The sequence below is a fragment of the Tepidiforma sp. genome (assembly GCF_034432735.1).
Lineage (GTDB): Bacteria > Chloroflexota > Dehalococcoidia > Tepidiformales > Tepidiformaceae > Tepidiforma.
Map to the genome: position 1 here is coordinate 30,463 of NZ_DAOUBJ010000056.1, position 19,519 is coordinate 49,981.

Genomic DNA, 19,519 nt, shown 5'->3' on the forward strand with positions numbered 1-19,519 from the left:
TGACCGCCGCCCAGCCCGGACGTAGCATCGAACGAGCAACGCGGGACGCAGGAGGCCATGCCGAAATTCATCTTCGTCACCGGCGGCGTCGTCAGCTCGGTCGGCAAAGGAATCACCACCGCCAGCCTCGGCCGCATCCTCAAATCCCGCGGCATCCAAGTCTCCATCCAAAAACTCGACCCCTACCTCAACGTCGACCCCGGCACCATGTCCCCCTACCAACACGGGGAAGTCTTCGTCACCGTCGACGGCGCTGAAACCGACCTCGACCTCGGCCACTACGAACGGTTCATCGACCAAGACCTCACCGCCGCCTCCTCCGTCACCTCCGGCCAAGTCTACCTCGCCGTCCTCGAACGCGAACGCCGGGGCGACTACCTCGGCGGCACCATCCAGCAAGTCCCCCACCTCACCAACGAAATCAAAGCCCGCATCTACAGCGTCGCCGAACAGACCCGCTGCGATGTCCTCATCTGCGAAGTCGGCGGCACCGTCGGCGACATCGAAGGCGAAACCTTCATCGAAGCCATCCGCCAAATCCGCCACGAACAACCACGCGACACCTGCCTCAGCGTCCACGTCTGCTTCCTCCCTTGGGTCGGCGCCACCGGCGAACTCAAGACCAAACCCACCCAACACTCCGTTCGCGAACTTCGCTCCAAAGGCATCCAGCCCGACGTCATCGTCCTCCGTAGCGATCACCCCGTCCCCCGCGACATCACCGACAAGGTCGCCCTCTTCTGCGACGTCGAACCACGCGCCGTCATCCCCATGGAGACCGCCGAAACCATCTACGAAGTCCCCATCACCCTCGAAGAACGCGGGCTCGGCGACTTCGTCCTCGACCGCCTCGGGCTCACCGGCCAGCGCGACCTCGCCGAATGGCGCGCCCTCGTCCACCGCCTCAAACACCCCCGCCACACCACCGAAATCGCCGTCGTCGGCAAATACGTCGAACTCCGCGACGCCTACATCTCCGTCAAAGAAGCCCTCGTCCACGCCGGCATCGCCCACGAAGCCGAAGTCGCCATCCGCTGGGTGCCCGCCGAAGCCCTCGAATCCCGCCCCCCCGCCGACCTCCTCGCCGGCGTCGCCGGTGTCGTCGTCCCCGGCGGCTTCGGCGAACGCGGCTGGGAAGGCAAAATCCGAGCCGCCGAATACTGCCGCGCCACCCGCACCCCCTACCTCGGGCTCTGCCTCGGCATGCAAGCCCTCGTCACCGAATTCGCACGCAACGCCGCCGGACTCGTCGGCGCCAACAGCACCGAATTCGACCCCGAGACCCCGCACCCCGTCATCAGCCTCCTCGAAGAACAACACGGCGTCGTCAACCTCGGCGGAACCATGCGCCTCGGCGCCTACCCCTGCCGCCTCCTCCCTGGGAGCGTCGCCCAGCGCGCCTACGGCGCCGACCTCGTCAGCGAGCGCCACCGCCACCGCTGGGAGTTCAACAACGCCTACCGGCCCCGCCTCCAAGCCGCCGGGCTCCGCGTCAGCGGCACCTCCCCCGATGGCGCCCTCGTCGAAATCTCCGAAGTCGTCGACCATCCATTCATGCTCGGCACCCAGTTCCACCCCGAGCTCCAAAGCCGGCCCAATCGGCCACACCCGCTCTTCCGTGCCTTCATCGGCGCCGCCCTTGCCCATCAGCCCGCCGGGGCCGCAGCACCCGCTACCGCCTGACCCCGACCGTCCTACTCCAGGTGGAGAGCCCGGCGCACATCAGGGTGCTGAAGGTCCAGCTCGAACGTCTTGTACTCGTAGACCGCCCCCGTATCCGGCGCATGCCCCGTCCGCACCTCGCCGGTACGCAACACACCCCATGCAATCATGCTGCTCACCAAATTCTTCACGTCCGTCTCCTCACGGCGGACCACCGGCTTCAACGTCTCCACGATGCGATTGAACGTCAGCCAGCCAACCCCCGGCCTGTTCCGCTCGTCGTGCACCGCCACGATCACCTGGTGCCGCTGATCCTCCCCCAAGTCGCTGTAGTTGAACCGCGTGTAGTCGTACTTCGCCGGCTCCTGCCCCACATTCCGCGAGCGCACCATCACCTCCGAGACCTCCGAGCGCTCGTTCGGCAAAAACAGCCAATCCGTAAAATCCGCGTTCACCATCCGGATCAGCCCCGCCTCGTGCAGCGCCCGGGCAAAATCACCGGCCCGCCCACGCGCCAAGCGCTGAAAATCCGCCTGCGGCATCCGCTTCTGCAGCTCCTGCCCCACCAGCGAAAGCGGCAGATCGCGGCCGTTCTTCCGAAAATCCTCCACCACCGCCATCATCGCCCCGAGAACATCCACGATCTCGCGCGGCTCCGCCGTCAGCGGGCCCTTCGCCTGCGCAAGCTCCAGCGCACGAGCCGCCGCCCCCGCCAGCCTCGGATCGATCTTCGCCACCACCACCGGCTCCTTCGGCGCCGCACCACCCACCCCATCCACCTCCGGATCCACATCCAGGTCGTAATAGAGCACCACATCCGCCTGCTGAACCAGCTGCCCCGACGTCGCCCACGAAACCCCGATCACCACCACCCGCCTCCCCCGCGCCCGCAGCAACATCACCACATGGAAAAAACTGTGATCCCCCGACGCGATCACGAACGTGCCGATGTTCGGATAGAGGTGGCTCGCCTCCACACAATCCACCGCCAGCTTCACATCCACCGAATTCTGGATCCGCGCATCCCCCTCCGCCGTCGTGTACCGGCGCGTCAGCACATAGACCGGCTCCAGCCCCGCCGTGTACAACGATGCAGGATCACCCGCATGCACCGGGTCCATCCAATCCGCGTACGCCCGCGCATACGCCACCCGGCCGAACCGCTCCGCCGCCTCACGTAGCGCCGTCACGTTCGGCCGCCGGTTCCGCTGCTGCAGACTGAACTTCAAATTCTCCCAATCCACCAGGAGGGCCACATCCTCCTGGCCGCCGCCGGCCGCACCCTCTCGCATACCCCCATCCTACCCGATCGCCCTCCCCGCCTCATGCCCCACGCTCATGTGTCATTCCTGTCACTAGACATTAGGTACGCCTAATTTCTAGAGTACGGTCATCAGCTGCGAGATAACATCGCACGTCATCCTCGAGGAATGCGCATGATCTACGCCCTGCTCATCACCTTCCGCGAAGGCCTCGAAGCCGCCCTCATCCTCGGCATCGTCCTCTCCTACCTCCACCGCGCCGCACCCAGGGCAACCACCCGCCCCGTCTGGCTCGGCGCCAGCCTCGCCGGCATCGTCAGCATCGGCGCAGCGCTCGCCCTCGAGCTCCTCGCCCTCGAACTCCCCGGACGCTGGCAGGAAGCCATCGAAGGCGGAGCCATGCTCCTCGCCGCCGCCGTCCTCACCTGGATGCTCGCCTGGATGCGCCGCCAGTCCGCCACCATCGGCCGCGAACTCCGCCAGCGCGTCGACCTCGCCCTCGATACCGGCTCCGGCTTCGCCCTCGGCCTCCTCGCCTTCAGCGCCGTCGGCCGTGAAGGCCTCGAAACCGCCCTCTTCCTCTTCGGTGGCAGCGGCCGCGCCGAATCCATCGGTGCCTACTGGTTCGGCGCCATCGCCGGCCTCGCCCTCGCCACCGTCGCCGGCATCGCCATCTATCGCGGCTCCGCCGCCATCCCCCTCCGCAGCTTCTTCAACGTCACCGCCATCGCCCTCATCCTCCTCGCAGCCGGCATGATTCCCAACGCGCTCGAAGAACTCCACGAAGCCGACCTCCTCTTCGGGCTCGGTCCGCGCCTCTGGGACACCTACACCCTTCTGCCCGACAACTACGGCGCCGGCCGCTTCCTCGCAACCCTCCTCGGCTACGACGCGAGCCCCTTCGCCGGCCAGGTCATCGCCTACGCGAGCTACCTCCTTCTCGCTGTCGCCATCTTCATCCTCGCCGGCCGGCCCGCCGCCCGCCCGGCAGCCACCCCCGGAGTCCCCGCCGCATGAACCACCGCACCATCCTCGCCCGGCTCGCCCTTCCCCTCGCCCTGGCCGCCCTCGCCGCAGCCTCCGTCGCCTGCTCCGGCCAAGAAGGCCGACGAATCGACATCCTCGCCGGCGACCGCCCCGATGGCACCATGTATTTCCAGCCCGCCACCCTCCAGCTCGCCCCAGGCGAAAAAGTCACCTTCTACGTCGAGAACCAAGGCAGCGGCGACCACGAATTCGAAAGCGACGAAGCCGGCATCGACGAAGTCGTCATCCCCGCCGGCAAAACCCGCAAAATCACCTGGACGGCCCCCAAGAGCGGCCAATACCCCATCTACTGCGACATCACCGGCCACCGCGCCGCCGGCATGGAGCTCACCGTCCGCATCGCGGCCCCCTAAGCCCCTCGCCTCACACCGCCCTCACCCCAGATTACAACCCCATAACAACCACCGGCCGGCGTCTCCCACCGCGCTCGGCCTGTGGTACCCTGCAGGTGCCGAATCCCGGGCCCCGCCCGGGAACGGGGGACCCACCCACCGGGGTGAATCCTTCCCTCACCGGAAGGACGGCGACTTCCGACGCCGAACCCGTCAGCTAACCCCGTAGGCGTTCGGAGGAGCCTCTGCCTCCTCTGCAACCCGGCCACTGGCGGGCCGCCAGGGCCCGCCGCCAGCACCAAGGAGGTACGCGCATGCAATACGCCATCTCGCCATCCACCATCGGCCCCCGCCGCACCGTCTACCGAGAAGCAGAGCTCCAACTCACCCGCGTCGCCGAAGCCGCTACCCGCCTCCGCTCCTGGGCACTCGTCTCCGGCGAGCGGATCGTCGGCCTCCCTTTCGTCCGCATCAAAACCGACCTCCTCTGCGAAGTCCATCTCCCCGTCGATGGGCTCGTCCCTCCCCATCCCCAAACCGGCGTCTCCGCCGATATCGGGCGCGAGTCGCTCGCCGTCTCCCTCCGTGTCGTCCGGTTCGACGAGATCCGGGCCGTCATTCGCGAACTCGCCAGCGAAATAGCCGTCGATTGCGGCATCGCTGGCCCCGTCGAATACCACCCCTCCACCGGCGAGTTCACCTATGGCACGCTGCTCTGGCCCGTCCACCGCCTCTCGCCCGCGCTCACGCCAGCCGTCGCCATCCCCGCGCGGCGTGTCCTCGAGGTAGCCTCTTGAGGTATCCAGGCGGCCGCCCGGCCGCGCTTCTCCTCGCCGTTGTCCTCCCCGCCATCCTCCTCGCCGCCTGCGGCGGAGACGACGACAACGGAGCGACGCCCACCCCGGCCGCCCAGAGCCCCGCCGCCACGGCCACCGGCTCGCCCACCGGCGCCGCCAGCCCGGCCCCCACCACCGCCAACGCCACCCCCGAGGCGACTGCCACCCCCGTCGTCTTCCAGCCCACGTTCACCTGCACCGCACCCGTCGGCCCGCTCGAGGCCCGCATCTACCGCGGACAGCAGGCCGAAGTCCAAGGGCGCGTCTTCGGCGTCATGGACCGAAACGGCGATGCCGTCCTCGCCGTCGGCGCCCCGATGGATGCCCTCCTCCGCGTCGAGGTCGTCATCCCCTCGGGCAGCCGGGCCAACTTCCCCGCAGACCCCCTCCTCGGCTTCGCCAACCGCGAGGTCTGCGTCAAAGGCACCGTCAGCGAAATCGGCGGCATCGTCACCATCGCCGCCACCTCACCCCGCGAACTCACCGTCGTAGAATAGGCGGCCCATCGCCAGGAGAAGCACCATGCCCATCTCCGTCATCACCATCGCCCGCCAAGTCGGAACCGGCGGCGAAGAAATCGCCGCCCGCGTCGCCGAAGCACTCCAGTATCGCCTCCTCGATTACCGCATCGTCCAAGAGGCCGCCATCGAAGCCGGCGTCTCCCCCGAGACCATCGCCGAAGCCGAGCGCCGCCCCTCCTTCTTCGCCCGCATCCTCGAGGCCCTCGCCCGCAACCCCGCCGCCGGCGCCGTCCAGTGGGGCGAGCCCGTCAACATCGGCGCCACCCCCATCCTCACCTCGGCCGACTACCGCCAGCTCGTCCAGCAGGTCGTCGAAGACTTCGCGAATCACGGGCGCGTCGTCTTCCTCGGCCACGGCGCCCAGTTCATGCTGCGCGACCGGCCAGGCGTCTTCCGCGTCCTCGTCACCGGGAGCGAACCCGCCCGCGTCGGCCGCATCGTCCAGCAAATGCACTGCGACGAAGACCACGCGCGCGAACTCGCCCGCCGAACCGATGCCGAACGCATCGCCTACTTCCGCGACTACTTCGGCGCCGAATGGCTCGCCCCCGCGAGCTACGACCTCGCCATCAACACCGACCGGCTCGAACCGGCCGCAGCAGCCCGCGTCATCCTCTCCGCGCTCCAGCTCCTGCAGCCGGCCGCCGCCTGAACCCTCGACCCAGTCACTGGCTGCACCTAGTCTGGGGTGCGGAGCAATCGGTGCTCCGCACCCCAGACCCATTCGGAGGCATCGCTTGGACTGGTGGCGCATCGTCCATGTCCTCTCCCTCATCTGGCTCGGCGCCGGCCTCGGCGCAACCTACCCCCTCATCCTCCGTGCCTGGGCCACCAACGACCTGAAATACCGCGCCACCCTCCTCATCGAAGCCGCCAACAACGAAACACGCGTCCTCCTCCCCGGCGCCATGGCCAGCGGCATCACCGGCTTCTTCTGGGCCGTCGCCGCCGAGTACAACTTCCTCCGAGACGCCTGGCTCGGCGTCCTCACCCTCCTCTACATCCTCTTCTACTTCGTCTGCCTGCCCCTGCTCGGGTTCGGGCTCCGCCGCGCACGCCTCGCTGCCCTCATCGCCCAGAAAAAAGGCGAAGAAACCGAAGAACTCCGCCAAGTGCTCGAAGACCGCGTCCCCATCGTATTCGGCACCATCCTCGTCCTCAGCGTGCCACTCCTCTCCTGGCTCGCCGTCTTCAAGCCGTTCTAACGTCGCTCTCAGAAGACGAGCGGATCGGCCCCCCGCCCCACCCCCGGGTCGCAGGCCGCGCCACGTTCCACCCATCGCAACAAATCCACCGGGTCGAACGGGCCGATAGCATCGAGCCTCCCCGGGGCTACCAACACCGGCCGGCGGTGCGCATCTCCCCTCGGGGGCGTCGTCAGCTCCGCTCGGAACACCAGCGCCAGCTCCCAGCCATCCAGCTCGTAAGGAAACGAAAGCACATCCACCACCTCCAGCGCCGATACCGCCCCCTCGCACCAGTCATCGCCCAGCGCCGCCGCCGTCTCGTACGGATTCGCCCCGTACTCCAGCACCGTCCAGGGGAGCCAGCGGCCCCGCACCCCAGGCGCATCGACATCGAACACCAGCAGCTGCCCCGCGAAGACCGGCACCACGTAGACCGCCACGTGCGCCCCGCCCGGCACGAACGAATCCTGCGGCCTGCCGAAAAACGCCTGCCTCACCCGCTGATTCTGCCCCCCACGCCCGCCCCTGTCGAAGCCCCTCAGCCCAGGATGCCGGCGAACGTCCCCTCGTCGAGCGGCCCCACCGCCGCCAACACCGCCTGCCCCGGGTCGAGGATGCGCCGCCCCACCGCCAACAGCTCGTCCACCGTCACCGCATCGAAGCGCGCCACCACCTCGTCCACCGTCAACACCCGGCCCCGCAACAGCTCCTGCGAGCCCAGCCAACCCGCCACCGAGCGCGTATCCTCCATCCGCAACTGGATACGCCCCTTCGCCATCTCTTTTGCCTTCCGGAGCTCCGCCGCCGGCACCCCCTCCAGCAACCGGAGCGTCTCCTCCAGCGTCGCCTCCGCCGTCACCCGGGCGTTCTCCGGGTCGCAGCCTGCGTAAATCGTCAGCGACCCCGCATCGCGGTACTCGCTCGTATAGCTGTGGATGTCGTACACCAACGCCTGCTCCTCCCGCAATTCCAGGAAGAGCCGGCTCGACATCCCCTCGCCCAACAACATGTTCAACAAGCTCACCGCGAACCGGTCGTCGCTCCCGAGCGGCACGCCCGGAAAGGCGAAACAGAGGTGCGCCTGCTCCGTCGGCTTCTCGCGCACCCGGAGGCGTGGCGCCCCATCGCGCCCCATCACCGGGAACCACGGCCCAGGCTCGGCCGCCGGCACCCCCCCGAGCCACTCCTCGGCCGCCGCCACCACCTCCCCATGGCGGACATTGCCCGCCACCGCAAGCACCATGTTCCCCGGCACGTACTGCCGCCGGAAATAGCGCACCACCGCCTCCAGGGGCAGCGCCCGCACACTCTCGGGCGTCCCGCCGATCTCCCGGCCCAGCGGCTGCCCCGGCCAGAGCGCTTCGTCCACCAGGATCGCGCTCAACTCCGCCGGGCTGTCCTCCACCCCCGCCAGCTCCTCCAGAATCACCGCTCGCTCCTTCTCCAGCTCCGCCGGGTCCATCACCGGCTCCGTCACCATATCCGCCAGAATGTCGATCACCGTCATCGCCGCCGTATGCGGCACCTTCGCGTAGTAGAGCGTCGCCTCACGGTCCGTCGCCGCATTGTGCACCCCGCCCACCGATTCGATAGCCTCCGAAATCTCCCGCGCCGTCGGTCGCCGCGAAGCCCCCTTGAAGAGCATGTGCTCCAGAAAGTGCGAAAGCCCCGCCTCCTCGTCGCGCTCGTAGCGGCTGCCCGCACCGACGTAAATGCTCACCGTCGCCGACCGCGTATGCGGCAGCTCCGCCGTCACCACGCGCAGCCCGTTCGCCAAAATCGATCGCTCGTACATCACCACTCCCGTGCCCGCCCGGGCACCGCATCCCATCCTACGCGGGCCGCCCCCTTGCCGCGAACCGCCCCACCCCGACCGGGGCGAAACCTGTTCGTAACACCCGCGCAACTCCCGCGAAATCCGCCCGCCCTACCCTTGGCCCAGCACGCAGGACTCCATGCAGCCCAGCCCGGCCGTAACACGAACTTCATCCAGCCAAAGGCCCCACGCCAAGGCCATAACCACCGGCCGGGCGACAATGCAGGAGACCCGCCCAACCCCATCCGCCAGAGGAGTTCGATGACCCCAGAGGAAATCAAGGCCTACTGCGAACAGCACGGCGTCCGCTTCGTCGACATCAAATTCGTCGACCTGTTCGGCCAGTGGCAGCACATCACCCGCCCCATCCGCGAGCTCAACGACTGGACCGACTACAACCGCTCTCCCTGGCGAAACGGCTACGGCTTCGACGGCTCCTCCATCCGCGGCTTCCAAAAAATCGAGGAGTCCGACATGCTCCTCGTCCCCGACCCGGAAACCGCCTTCATCGACCCCTTCATCCAAGTCCCCACCCTCTCCGTCATCGCGAACGTCGAAGACCCCGTCACCCGCGAAGCCTACACCCGCGATGCCCGCTACATCGCAAAAAAGGCCGAGCAGTACCTCCGCGAGACCGGTGTCGGCGACACCGTCTACATCGGCCCCGAGCTCGAATTCTTCGTCTTCGATGAAGTCCGCTTCTCCAACCAGATGCACACCGCCTCCTACATCGTCGATTCCGACGAGGGCATCTGGAACTCCAGCGCCGAAGCCACCCTCCGCGGCGACCTCAACCAGGGCTACCGCCCCCGCGTCAAAGGCGGCTACTTCCCCGTCGCACCCCACGACACCCTGACCGACATCCGCAACGAAATGGTCGAGGTCATGGAGCAGTGCGGCATCCAAGTCGAACTCCACCACCACGAAGTCGCCACCGCCGGCCAAGGCGAAATCGACATGCGGTTCGATACCCTCACCCGCATGGGCGACAAAGCCCTCCTCTACAAGTACATCGTCAAGAACGTCGCCAAGCGGAACGGCCGGGTCGCCACCTTCATGCCGAAGCCCCTCTTCGGCGACAACGGCTCCGGCATGCACACCCACCTCTCCATCTGGAAGAACGGCGTCAACCTCTTCGCCGGAGAGGAGTACGCCGGCATCTCCAAGCTCTGCAAACACTACATCGCCGGGCTCATCCGCCACGGCCGCGCCCTCATGGCCATCGCCGCCCCCACCACCAACAGCTACAAGCGCCTCGTGCCCGGCTACGAAGCGCCCGTCAACCTCGTCTACTCCGCGCGCAACCGCTCCGCCGCTTGTCGCATCCCCCTCGTCAGCCCCGACCCGCGCCAAAAGCGCGTCGAGTTCCGCCCACCCGACCCATCCGGCAACCCCTACCTCACCTTCGCCGCCATCCTCTTGGCCGGCCTCGACGGCATCATCAACGAGTGGGACCCCGGCGAGCCCCTCGATAAAGTCAACCTCTTCGACCTCAGCCCCGACGAACTCAGCAGGATCCCCACCGTCGCCCAATCGCTCGACGGCTCCCTCAAAGCCCTCGAAGAAGACCACGAATTCCTCCTCAAGGGCGGCGTCTTCACCGAAGACGTCCTCGAAACCTGGATCGCCTACAAGTACGAGAACGAAGTCGACCCCATCCGGATGCGCCCGCACCCGTACGAATTCGAACTCTACTTCGACGCCTAGTCCGTCGGTCCCGGCATCCTCGCGCGGCGGCGCCCTCGTCCCGGGGCGCCGCCGTTCCGTCCCGCCGAACCACACCTCCCCTCACTGGGCTCAGCCCGTCAGCCCTGCAGCCGCTAGCCGCTCCTCCCCGTAGGGATCCCCAGCCAGCCCGCACTCCCGATCGAACACCATCGTCGGGCGCCTCTCGGCGTCGTACGGATCCCACCGCCCGATTCCCTCGTGCGACGGATCGCCCGTCCGCGCGAACGCGATCCACGCATCCATCATGTTCGCCGAGAGCCGCTCCACGTCCGGACCCGTCCCCGCGAAGCGATCCTGTCCCGGCGCGTCCAGCGTCCCGAACACGAACGGCATCTCCAGCGCATGGCACGCCCCGAGCGCGCCACCCTTGGCCGGCGATGCGTACGTGAACAGATAGACGTACGTCCGCTCCTCGTGCTGCCGCTGCGCCAGCGCCAGCCGGAGCGCATTCGCCCGAAACATCCCCTCCGACCAGATCGCGTCCAGCAGATCGAGATTCTCCGCCGGCAGCCCCCGGCGGCTGCGACTCCCCCGCACCGCGGCGATCGCCTCGCGAATAGCCGCCGCCGTTGCTCCCGGGAACATCCCCGCGATCGCCCGCTCCAGCGCCGCATCGTCCAAGGGCTCCCGCCGCTGCATCGCCGTGAAGAGCTTCACCTCGTCGCGGTTCGTCCCCACCATCACCGGAATCCCGGCCGCCGCACCAGCAGCCACCGCGTCCAACGGCTGCATCGGCAACGTCTCTCCATCCACCACCGGCGCGAAGAGCAGCGTCCCGAAGCCGCGGCTCGCTGCTACCGCCGATTGTGCCTCCAGCAGCCGGTCATCGCTCAGGGTCAACAACCCCTCCGCCGACGCCAGGCCCGCGGCCCCAGCCAAACGGTCCACCACCTCGCCCGCCGCCTCCAGGCTGGCCGCGCGCCCCGCCCCGCTCTGCAAGATCGCCTTGTGGAAGAGGCCACGGGCGCCCGGCATCGCCAAAAGCGTCCCCACCGATGCCGCCCCCGCCGACTCCCCGAAGATCGTCACGTTGCCCGGGTCGCCACCGAACGCCCCGATGTGCTCGTGCACCCAGCGCAACGCCGCTATCGCATCCAGCTGGCCGCAGTTGTTCGCCAGCCCGCGGCCAGGGATGCGGGTCGCCGGGTGCGCATAGCCGAACGCCCCTAGGCGATAGTTGATCGTCACCACCACCAGATCGCCCCGCCGTGCCAACCGGCCCCCATCGTAGAGTGCCTCCGAGCCACTCCCGTGCGTGAACCCCCCACCGTGAATCCAGAACATCACCGGCCGCCGCGCGCCATCGCAGCCCGGGGTGAAAACGTTCAGGTAGAGGCAGTCCTCGCTCTGCGGCCCGCTCGCTGCGAACCCAGGAATCGGGTGGCCCGTCTGCCGCGCGGCAGGCCCAGCCACCTTCGCCGGACGGGTGCCCGGCCAGGCCACCGGGGGCATCGGCGCTCGCCACCGCAGCGGCCCCACCGGTGGAGCCGCGAACGGCACCCCGTAGAACGCCACATGGTCGCCCCGCGATAACCCCTCCAGCCGCCCAAAGCTCGTCTCGACAGTCGGCATCCAAACGCTCCCGACGCGAAGTTGGCCGGCATTCTACCCGCGACACCGGCGCGACAAATTGCGCCCGCAAGAATTCGACAAAAGTTCGCGAAATCCTTTACCTTCGCCAAAAAAAGGACCGGGGGTGCCTATCGCAGCCCCCGGCCCAGCTCATCTCACGCCCCTCAGGCCCGCGTACCCTTCCAACTGCCCGAGCCGAACGCGCCGAACTGCACCGTCCCCCCGATCGAGTCCCCCTCCACCTTGCCCGTGAAGGTCAGCTCCATCGGCCCCATCGCACCGTTGAACATCGTCTTCCAGCTCACCTCGTTCCCGTTCACCGTCCCGCCCGTGAACTCCTGCGAGCCGCGCTCGCTCCCGAACGTCCCGCTCAGCGCGGTCCCATCACTCCGCAGCGTCAGCTGCGCCGGGCGCTCGCCCATCGGCGTCGAAAGGGTGATGTTCCAGGTTCCGTCGACGGCCATGCCTGCGTACTCCTCACGTACCAGCGAAATTCCCGAGCGTCGTTCGAAAGCGAAACGCACTGCGGGTACCGAGCACGCTAGCCTCTCCCCCGTCGGCGCGTCAACTCCTCACCCCGCCACCAACACGATCTTGCCGAAGTTCGCGTTCGTCGCCATGTACGCGTGCGCCTCCGCCGCATCCGCCAGCGCATACACCCGGTCGATCACGACCCGCACGCGTCCACTCGCGATGTGCGGCAACACACTCTTCTCGAACGCCCGTGTCGCCAACGCCTTCTCCTCCAGCGGCCGCGCCCGGAGCGTCGTCCCGCGCACCTGCAGCCGCTTCTGCAGCAGAACGCCCAGGTTCGCCTGCGCGACACTCCCGCCCATCAGCCCCACGATGACCATCCGGCCCCTCACCGCGAGCGCTTTCAGATTCCGCTCCCAGTAGTCCGCCCCGATGACATCGAGAATCACATCCACCCCCTTCCCGTCCGTCGCTCGGAGCACCGCCTCGGCAAAATCCTCCTCGTGGTAGTCGATGCCCACGTCCAGCCCCAGTTCGGCCGCCCGCGCCAGCTTGGCCGCACTCCCCGCCGTCCCGACCACCAACGAGGCGCCCATCACCTTCGCGATCTGCACAGCAGCCACCCCCACGCCGCTCCCCGCCGCATGCACCAGCACCCGCTCCCCGGCCACGAGTCCGCACTGCAGCAGCGCATCGTGCGCCGTGATGTACACCTCCGGCGTCGCTCCTGCCTCCTCCCACGAAAGCGTCTCCGGCACCTTCATCGCCAAGCGGTGATGGGTCACCACCAGCTCCGCATACCCGCCACCCGCCAACAGCCCCATCACGCGGTCGCCCACGGCGAACCCCTCCACCCGCTCGCCCACCGCCGCCACCTCGCCCGCATACTCCAGCCCCGGCACCTCGAAGGCGGGCTTCGGCCCCGGCTGCGGGTAGCCCCCCATCCGTTGCAACAAGTCGGCCCGGTTCAGCGCTGTCGCCCGCACCCGCACGAGCAAATCCTCCGGCCCGGCCACCGGGTCCGGCACCTCCCGGTATTCCAGCACCTCCGGCCCGCCGGGCCGCGTGATCACCACCGCTTTCATCGCCTTCGCCCCCTTCGAAAGGTTGCGCCGATCCTACGCTACCGCCCCAGAACGCGGCCCGGGAGCCAGGCCCCCGCCGCGCCGAGCCGCGCCTGCAGCGCGCTCACCGCCACCCCCGCGAGCGGAACACCCCGCTCCAACGCCATCGCCGCCCCCGTCCCCGCCGCCTCCCCCGTCGCGAAACAGGCCGGAATCTCCTTCGTCGCATGATGCACACGGTGATCCACAGAGATGCACCGCCCCGCCACCGCCAAATTCTCCGTCTCCCGCGCCAAGAGCGAGCGCCACGGAATCTCGTAGACCGCGCCGTACTTCGTCCAGTGGCCGGTCACCGCCACCACATCGTCGAACGGAAGGTCCATCTCCTCGCGGCTCAGCTGATGGATACCCACCAGCCGCCGCGACTCCGTGATGCCCAGCGTCGCCGCGAACCCGGCCAGCCAAGCACGTTCGAAACCCGGCACCTTCGCTCGCAGCCGGTCCAGCTCCGCCCGCGCCAGCCGCCGGCACTCCACCTCCGCGTAGGTCAGATCGTCCGGGTTCGTCGCATCGATCGCCCGCCCAATCCGCTCCGCCGCCCCCCACGGATGCAAGTATCCCCCCGGATGCACCGTCCGGTAATACGAAAGCCGCTGGGGCGAAGCCTCCGCCGCATCCTCCACCACGTTCGCCGTCCGAAACCAGAGCCACGGGTGCACCAGCTCCCGTTCCACCTGCTCGCCAGCGAGCACCGCCACATCCGCATCGCCCGTCGCATCCACCACCACCCCACAGGCCACCGCCTCCCGCCCCGCCTTCGACTCGAACACCACATGCGTGATGCGCTGCCCCTCCCGACGTACCCCCACCGCCCAGCGATGGAAGCGAAGGTCCACCCCCGCCTCCAACACCAGGCCGTCCGCCTCCACCCGGAACTCCTCCGGGTCGTACGCCGCCGAATACCGCACCACGTGCGGCCCGCTCCCCCAGACCAGGCCCAGTCGCCGGTACCGCTCCACGAGCGCCGGATCGGGCGAGCCCCACTCCTCGCGCGGCGGCGCGAAGCACGCCCCCCGCGCCGAGAGCCGGTCCACCATCTCCTGGCAGAGTCCCGCCACCACCTGCCGCCCCCGCCCGTCGTCCAGCGTCAGCAAGAGCACGATCAGCCCGTTCGTCGCCAGACCCCCGAGCGAACCGTAGCGCTCCACGAGCATCGTCCGCGCGCCCTGCCTGGCCGCCGCGACCGCCGCCGCGATGCCCGCCGCCCCGCCACCCACCACGAGCACATCCGCCTCCGCGATAACCGGCACGCGCCGTTCCGGCTCCACGATGAACCCGCGGCCACCTTCCATGCGCGCATTTTGCCCCCACGCCCATCGTCTGTCGCCCTCCGCCGCGCGCTACACTTGCCTGCCAACCTCGCCCGGAGGCGCCCCGTGTCCAACCACGCCCTGCCCACCCCCGAAGAGGTCGCCGGTTACTTCGACCTCTGCTCCAACTGGGGCCGCTGGGGCCCCGACGACTCCGCCGGCACCATCAACCTCATCACCCCCGAAAAACGCCGCCGAGCCGCCGCCCTCGTGCGGAGCGGCCGGACCGTCTCCATCGCGCATCCCCTCGCCACCGTCGGCGGCCCCGGCAACTGGAACCCCGCCCAACACTGGTTGCGCGTCGGCGCCGACTTCTCCGTCGACTACCTCGGCCTCCTCTTCCACGGCTACGCCACCACCCACATCGATGCCCTCTGCCACATCTTCTGGCAGGGCCAGATGTACAACGGCAAACCAGCCACCGAAGTCACCTCCCTCGGCGCGCGCGCCGGCGCCGTCGATGCCTGGAAAGACGGCATCGTCACCCGCGGCGTGCTCATCGACATCCCGCGATTCCGCGGCACCCCCTGCGTCACGCTCGATGCCCCGGTCCGCGGCTGGGAGCTCGAAGCCGCCGCCGCGGCCCAGGGCACCCCGCTCGAGCCCGGCGATGCCGTCCTCGTCTACAGCGGCCGGAGCGCCTTCTACGCCGCCAACCCCGAGCGCACGCCCGGCGTCCAGCCCTCGCCCGGGCTCCACGCCGATACCGTGCCCGTCCTCAAGCGGCACGATACCGCCCTCCTCGGCTGGGACATGATGGATGCCCGCCCCAGCGGCTACCCGCTCTTCGACGACCCGCCCCGCGCCGGCGGCCCCGTCCACGTCCTCGCCATCGTCTTCGCCGGCCTCCCCCTCCTCGACAACGCCAACCTCGACCCGCTCGCAGCCGCCTGCCGCGAAGAAGGCCGCTGGGAATTCCTCCTCACCATCGCGCCGCTCAACATCCGCGGCGGCACCGGCTCCCCCGTCAACCCCATCGCCATCTTCTGAGCGGTCGCTCCGCTACCATCGTTCCATGCGCACCCGCACCCTCGCCTCCAGCCTCGCCGCCGCCGGGGCCCTCGCCCTCGGCCCCGGAGTCCTCCTCTCCCGCATGCTCCATCGCGCCGGCTTCGACCCAGCCACCGACCGCCTCCCCGAACCGTACACCGTCCGCGTCACCGCCATCGCCCCCGGGCGGCTCACCCTTCGTCCCGCCCCTGGGGCACCACCTAACGCCCACCTCGAGCCCGGCCGCTACCTCCTCGATGCCGCCCGCGGCCAGGCCTCCCTCGGCCCCATCCTCGAAACCAACGGCGTCGTCGCCATCCGCGCATACCACCACCTCCTGGGCAGCCTCCGCGCCGGCGATCTCGCCCGCCTCGACCCCTTCGCCTACCCCGGCGACCCCCGCCAAGCCCACGGCCTCGCCTTCGAAGAAGTCCAAATCCACGCCCCGCTCGGCTCCTTCCCCGCCTGGTACATCCCCGGCCAGCGCGATACCTGGGCCATCATGGTCCACGGCAAAGGCGCCAACCGCCGCGAAACGCTCCGCCTCCTTCCCCTCCTCACCGCCGTCGGTTTCCCCGCCCTCGCCATCACCTACCGCAACGACGAAGGTTGCCCACCCGCACCTGGCGGTCGCTACACCTACGGCCGCGACGAATACGAAGAGCTCGAGGCCGCCATCCAGTTCGCCCTCGGCCTCGGCGCCCAGCGCATCCTCCTCGTCGGCTACTCCATGGGCGGCGCCATCTGCCTCTCCCTCATGGAGCGCTCCGACCTCGCCCCGCGCGTAGCCGGCCTCATCCTCGATGCCCCCATGCTCGACCTCCGTTCCACCATCGCCCACGGAGCCCGCCAACGCCGCATCCCCGTTCGTTACCTCGCCATCTCCAACCGCATCGCCGCCCGCCGCTACCGCTTCGACTGGGACGACTTCGACTACCGCCGAACCGCCATCGACCTGCAAGTACCCGTCCTGCTCTTCCATGGCGACGCCGACCCCGTCGTCCCCGTCGCCACGAGCGACAGCCTCGCCGCCGCCCGGCCCGATATCGTCCGCTACGTCCGCGTCCCCGCCGCCGGCCACGTCCGGAGCTGGAACGTCGACCCCGAAGGCTACGCCGACGCCGTCCAGCACTACCTCGCCGCCCTCGCCTGAGCGCCGAGCTCAGTGCGCCGTCTCGTCGCCCCGCAACGTCTCCCGCGAAAACGTCCAATACAAAAGCCAGAGCGACGGCACCAGGATGAGCGCCCCCGCCGGCAACGCCGCCAGGAACGACACCACCGTGGTCCGCTCCGCCGCCGCCTCCCGGTAGGTCAACGCCTCCGCCAAGAGGTACGGTTCCTGGGCCAACCCCCACGCCCCGACCACCCCGGCCACCGTCGCCGCGGCCAGCGGCGGCGCCAAACGGTAGCGACGCGTCCAGAGCGCCCACAAGCCCGCGAGCCCCAGCAGCGCCGTCACCGCCATCGCCCCTACCACCCGCGCATCGTCGAGGTGCGCCGCAAACGCCTTCGCGTCGAACGCCGCCACCGGAATCGCGATCGTCGTCACCGCACCGAGCGCCAACGACGCCGCGATCGCCCGCCGCCGAAAATCCTCCCGGAGCGCCCCCTCCGTCCGCGGCACCATATAGGCCGCCGCGAGAAACGCGCAGATCGACAGCCCGATCAGGCCGCACACCAACGCGAACGGCCGCAGCCACCCCTCGAACGGGCCCGAAAGCACGCGCGTCCCCTCCACCTCGATCTGCCCCCCGGTCACCGCGCCAATCACCAGCCCGAAGGTGAACGGCGTCATCACACTCGCCCACGAAAACCACTGCAGCGATTGGCGCGCCAACCCACTCTCCCGCCGGCCATAGTGGCGAAACGCGAACGCAGCGCCCCGCGCCACGATGCCGATCAGTGCCACGAACAACGGCACATAGAGCGCCTCGAAAATCACCGCGTAGGCCGCCGGAAAGACCACGAAGAGCGTCACCACCAACAGGATCAACCACACGTGGTTCGTCTCCCAAACCGGGCCGATCGCCCGCTCCAACGCCAGCCGCTGCTCCTGTCGGCGCGGCCCCCACGCCAAGAGCGACCAGATCCCGCCCCCGAAATCCGCCCCGCCGAAGACCGCGTACATCATCACCGCGACGAGGGCCACCCCCGCCGCGACCAGCTCAGGCGACACCCTCGGCCTCCCTTCGCGCCCCACCCGGCAACCCCGCCGCCCGCCGCGGACCGTGCGGCCAGCGGAGCAGCGCCACCACCAGCCCGGCCGAAATCACCACGTACAACAGCGTGAACAGCACGAAGAAGACGAGAATCCCGTCCCGCTCCGTCACCCCCTCCGACGTCCGCAAAAAACCATACACCACCCACGGCTGCCGCCCGAACTCCGTCACGAACCAGCCCGCCTGGAGCGCCGCGAACGAGAGGAACCCACCCGCCACCAGCGCCCAGCGAAGCGCCCGCCCCGGCAGCCACTCCCCAGCCTTCCGCCTCCGCCACCACGCCACCCAGTACCAACCAGCGATGAACAACAGCGCGAACCCCGCCCCCACCATCACCTGGAACGATAGGTGCGTCAAAAGCTCGTTCGGCCGATCCTCCGGCGGCACCGCGTTCAGCCCCATCACCTCGGCATCGAAATCACGGTAGCCGAGGAAGCTCAAGAGCTTCGGAATCTCGATCGCATAGCGCGTCTCTCCGTCCATCGGAATCCCACCGATCCGCAGCGGCGCCCCACGCTCCGTCTCGTACTGCCCCTCCATCGCCGCGAACTTCACCGGCTGGAGTTCCGCCACCCGCCGCGCCGCGAAATCCCCCGCCACGATCTGCAGCGGAATCGCCACCGCCGCCAACACCATCGCCAATTGGAGCCCCAGCCGCGGATGGACCGCCGGGACCCGCCGCCAGATCAACCACGCATACACCGCCGCCACCGCGAACCCCGTCACCACATACGAAGCCAGCGTCCCGTGGATCGCCTCGTGCAACCACGCCGCATTGAACATCGCATCCCAAGGGTCCACATCCACCACCCGCCCATCCACCACCCGGAACCCCTCCGGCGTGTTCATCCACGCATTCGCCGAGATGACGAACACCGCCGAGATCGCCGAGCTCACCACGATCGGAATCGTCACCAGCCAGTGCGCAAAGGCCGACATCCGATTCCAGCCGTAGATGTAGATCGCGAGGAAGATCGCCTCCGTAAAAAACGCGAACCCCTCCAGCGAAAACGGCATCCCGATGATCCCGCCGGCATACTCCATGAAGCGCGGCCAGAGCAGCCCCAGCTCGAACGACAGCACCGTGCCCGAAACCGCACCCACCGCAAAGAGCAGCCCCACCGCCGGCGTCCACGCCCGCGCCAGCTCACGATACCGCTGGTCCCCCGTCCTCAGCGCCAGGCCCTCCGCCGCGAACAGCAGCACCGGAAGCCCAATGCCTAACGGCGTGAAAAACGTATGGAAAACCAGCGACAACCCCATCAGGGCGCGCGCCGAAAGCAGCGTATCGAACTCCACGCGTCCCTCCGGCGCCGAATCGGGCGCCGACTCCAGTATGGACAATTCGCCACGTCACAACACGAAATTCGCTCGATAGCCCCATCGCTCCTCCCTATCGACCCTTTCTCCCCGCCTAACCGACCCCTATGTCACCATCT

At 68.7% G+C, this 19,519-nt stretch carries 19 protein-coding genes and 1 riboswitch; of the genes, 10 read left to right on the forward strand and 9 right to left on the reverse strand.

Going from position 1 to position 19,519, the window contains the following annotated elements:
- Positions 1-57: 57 nt before the first annotated feature.
- A complete protein-coding gene (locus VAE53_RS05970) occupies positions 58-1,683 on the forward strand; it encodes a CTP synthase (protein WP_322818458.1) in 1,626 nt (541 codons plus the stop codon).
- An 11-nt stretch (positions 1,684-1,694) separates the two neighbouring features.
- Here the strand turns inward: VAE53_RS05970 and VAE53_RS05975 are convergent, their stop codons facing one another.
- Positions 1,695-2,954 (reverse strand): NYN domain-containing protein, encoded by a 1,260-nt coding sequence (locus tag VAE53_RS05975; RefSeq protein WP_322818459.1) that lies wholly within the window; start codon positions 2,952-2,954, stop codon positions 1,695-1,697.
- Between the two features lie 138 nt (positions 2,955-3,092).
- On the opposite strand from VAE53_RS05975, the gene VAE53_RS05980 reads away from it, so the two are divergent.
- The 6 genes from VAE53_RS05980 (at position 3,093) to VAE53_RS06005 (ending at position 6,865) form a co-directional block, all read left to right on the forward strand.
- Positions 3,093-3,941: an FTR1 family protein gene (locus tag VAE53_RS05980; protein ID WP_322818460.1), complete on the forward strand. Its 849-nt coding sequence runs from the start codon at positions 3,093-3,095 to the stop codon at positions 3,939-3,941.
- Positions 3,938-4,324 carry a cupredoxin domain-containing protein gene (locus VAE53_RS05985; RefSeq protein ID WP_322818461.1) on the forward strand — a complete coding sequence of 129 codons (387 nt, stop codon included), beginning with the start codon at positions 3,938-3,940 and terminating at the stop codon, positions 4,322-4,324. The genes VAE53_RS05980 and VAE53_RS05985 overlap by 4 nt, the downstream gene beginning before the upstream one ends.
- A gap of 86 nt (positions 4,325-4,410) precedes the next feature.
- Positions 4,411-4,550: riboswitch (cyclic di-AMP (ydaO/yuaA leader) on the forward strand.
- A gap of 67 nt (positions 4,551-4,617) precedes the next feature.
- Positions 4,618-5,100: a hypothetical protein gene (locus VAE53_RS05990; protein ID WP_322818462.1), complete on the forward strand. Its 483-nt coding sequence runs from the start codon at positions 4,618-4,620 to the stop codon at positions 5,098-5,100.
- Positions 5,097-5,636: a hypothetical protein gene (locus VAE53_RS05995; protein WP_322818463.1), complete on the forward strand. Its 540-nt coding sequence runs from the start codon at positions 5,097-5,099 to the stop codon at positions 5,634-5,636. Before VAE53_RS05990 ends, VAE53_RS05995 begins: the two co-directional genes overlap by 4 nt.
- Positions 5,637-5,661: 25 nt before the next feature.
- Positions 5,662-6,312 (forward strand): cytidylate kinase-like family protein, encoded by a 651-nt coding sequence (locus VAE53_RS06000; RefSeq protein ID WP_322818464.1) that lies wholly within the window; start codon positions 5,662-5,664, stop codon positions 6,310-6,312.
- Positions 6,313-6,397: 85 nt separating this feature from the next.
- Entirely contained in the window at positions 6,398-6,865 is a 468-nt protein-coding gene (locus tag VAE53_RS06005) for a DUF2269 family protein (protein ID WP_322818465.1), read from the forward strand.
- Positions 6,866-6,873: 8 nt separating this feature from the next.
- On the opposite strand, the gene VAE53_RS06010 is transcribed toward VAE53_RS06005, so the two are convergent.
- Both VAE53_RS06010 and VAE53_RS06015 read right to left on the reverse strand, forming a co-directional pair.
- Positions 6,874-7,344 carry a hypothetical protein gene (locus VAE53_RS06010; protein WP_322818466.1) on the reverse strand — a complete coding sequence of 157 codons (471 nt, stop codon included), beginning with the start codon at positions 7,342-7,344 and terminating at the stop codon, positions 6,874-6,876.
- 41 nt (positions 7,345-7,385) lie between these two features.
- Positions 7,386-8,642 (reverse strand): pitrilysin family protein, encoded by a 1,257-nt coding sequence (locus tag VAE53_RS06015; protein ID WP_322818467.1) that lies wholly within the window; start codon positions 8,640-8,642, stop codon positions 7,386-7,388.
- Positions 8,643-8,924: 282 nt separating this feature from the next.
- Here VAE53_RS06015 and glnA point away from each other — a divergent pair, with 282 nt between their 5' ends.
- Positions 8,925-10,370, forward strand: a complete 1,446-nt coding sequence (gene glnA, locus VAE53_RS06020; RefSeq protein ID WP_322818468.1) for a type I glutamate--ammonia ligase — start codon at positions 8,925-8,927, stop codon at positions 10,368-10,370.
- Positions 10,371-10,460: 90 nt separating this feature from the next.
- Here the strand turns inward: glnA and VAE53_RS06025 are convergent, their stop codons facing one another.
- The 4 genes from VAE53_RS06025 to VAE53_RS06040 all read right to left on the reverse strand — a co-directional run bounded on the left by VAE53_RS06025 (position 10,461) and on the right by VAE53_RS06040 (position 14,853).
- Positions 10,461-11,963, reverse strand: coding sequence for a carboxylesterase/lipase family protein (locus VAE53_RS06025; protein WP_322818469.1), 1,503 nt, complete (start codon positions 11,961-11,963; stop codon positions 10,461-10,463).
- Positions 11,964-12,127: 164 nt separating this feature from the next.
- Complete coding sequence (locus tag VAE53_RS06030) at positions 12,128-12,427, reverse strand: hypothetical protein (RefSeq protein WP_322818470.1); 300 nt, start codon at positions 12,425-12,427, stop codon at positions 12,128-12,130.
- Between the two features lie 108 nt (positions 12,428-12,535).
- Entirely contained in the window at positions 12,536-13,522 is a 987-nt protein-coding gene (locus VAE53_RS06035) for an NAD(P)H-quinone oxidoreductase (protein ID WP_322818471.1), read from the reverse strand.
- Between the two features lie 38 nt (positions 13,523-13,560).
- Complete coding sequence (locus VAE53_RS06040) at positions 13,561-14,853, reverse strand: FAD-dependent oxidoreductase (protein ID WP_322818472.1); 1,293 nt, start codon at positions 14,851-14,853, stop codon at positions 13,561-13,563.
- An 84-nt stretch (positions 14,854-14,937) separates the two neighbouring features.
- Here VAE53_RS06040 and VAE53_RS06045 point away from each other — a divergent pair, with 84 nt between their 5' ends.
- Entirely contained in the window at positions 14,938-15,861 is a 924-nt protein-coding gene (locus VAE53_RS06045; RefSeq protein WP_322818473.1) for a cyclase family protein, read from the forward strand.
- Positions 15,862-15,886: 25 nt separating this feature from the next.
- Positions 15,887-17,014 (forward strand): alpha/beta fold hydrolase, encoded by a 1,128-nt coding sequence (locus tag VAE53_RS06050; protein WP_322818474.1) that lies wholly within the window; start codon positions 15,887-15,889, stop codon positions 17,012-17,014.
- A gap of 9 nt (positions 17,015-17,023) precedes the next feature.
- On the opposite strand, the gene VAE53_RS06055 is transcribed toward VAE53_RS06050, so the two are convergent.
- Together VAE53_RS06055 and VAE53_RS06060 are read right to left on the reverse strand one after the other, a co-directional pair.
- Positions 17,024-18,037 carry a cytochrome d ubiquinol oxidase subunit II gene (locus VAE53_RS06055; RefSeq protein WP_322818475.1) on the reverse strand — a complete coding sequence of 338 codons (1,014 nt, stop codon included), beginning with the start codon at positions 18,035-18,037 and terminating at the stop codon, positions 17,024-17,026.
- Positions 18,027-19,379 (reverse strand): cytochrome ubiquinol oxidase subunit I, encoded by a 1,353-nt coding sequence (locus VAE53_RS06060; RefSeq protein WP_322818476.1) that lies wholly within the window; start codon positions 19,377-19,379, stop codon positions 18,027-18,029. The genes VAE53_RS06055 and VAE53_RS06060 overlap by 11 nt, the downstream gene beginning before the upstream one ends.
- Positions 19,380-19,519: the final 140 nt, after the last annotated feature.

Bases quoted from the DNA above. Each gene is read 5' to 3' on its own strand.
- glnA (WP_322818468.1), top strand. From the start codon at position 8,925: ATGACCCCAGAGGAAATCAAGGCCTACTGCGAACAGCACGGCGTCCGC.
- VAE53_RS06035 (WP_322818471.1), bottom strand. From the start codon at position 13,522: ATGAAAGCGGTGGTGATCACGCGGCCCGGCGGGCCGGAGGTGCTGGAA.
- VAE53_RS06015 (WP_322818467.1), bottom strand. From the start codon at position 8,642: ATGTACGAGCGATCGATTTTGGCGAACGGGCTGCGCGTGGTGACGGCG.
- VAE53_RS06025 (WP_322818469.1), bottom strand. From the start codon at position 11,963: ATGCCGACTGTCGAGACGAGCTTTGGGCGGCTGGAGGGGTTATCGCGG.
- VAE53_RS05980 (WP_322818460.1), top strand. From the start codon at position 3,093: ATGCGCATGATCTACGCCCTGCTCATCACCTTCCGCGAAGGCCTCGAA.
- VAE53_RS05985 (WP_322818461.1), top strand. From the start codon at position 3,938: ATGAACCACCGCACCATCCTCGCCCGGCTCGCCCTTCCCCTCGCCCTG.
- VAE53_RS06000 (WP_322818464.1), top strand. From the start codon at position 5,662: ATGCCCATCTCCGTCATCACCATCGCCCGCCAAGTCGGAACCGGCGGC.
- VAE53_RS06040 (WP_322818472.1), bottom strand. From the start codon at position 14,853: ATGGAAGGTGGCCGCGGGTTCATCGTGGAGCCGGAACGGCGCGTGCCG.
- VAE53_RS06050 (WP_322818474.1), top strand. From the start codon at position 15,887: ATGCGCACCCGCACCCTCGCCTCCAGCCTCGCCGCCGCCGGGGCCCTC.
- VAE53_RS06030 (WP_322818470.1), bottom strand. From the start codon at position 12,427: ATGGCCGTCGACGGAACCTGGAACATCACCCTTTCGACGCCGATGGGC.
- VAE53_RS05990 (WP_322818462.1), top strand. From the start codon at position 4,618: ATGCAATACGCCATCTCGCCATCCACCATCGGCCCCCGCCGCACCGTC.
- VAE53_RS05970 (WP_322818458.1), top strand. From the start codon at position 58: ATGCCGAAATTCATCTTCGTCACCGGCGGCGTCGTCAGCTCGGTCGGC.
- VAE53_RS05975 (WP_322818459.1), bottom strand. From the start codon at position 2,954: ATGCGAGAGGGTGCGGCCGGCGGCGGCCAGGAGGATGTGGCCCTCCTG.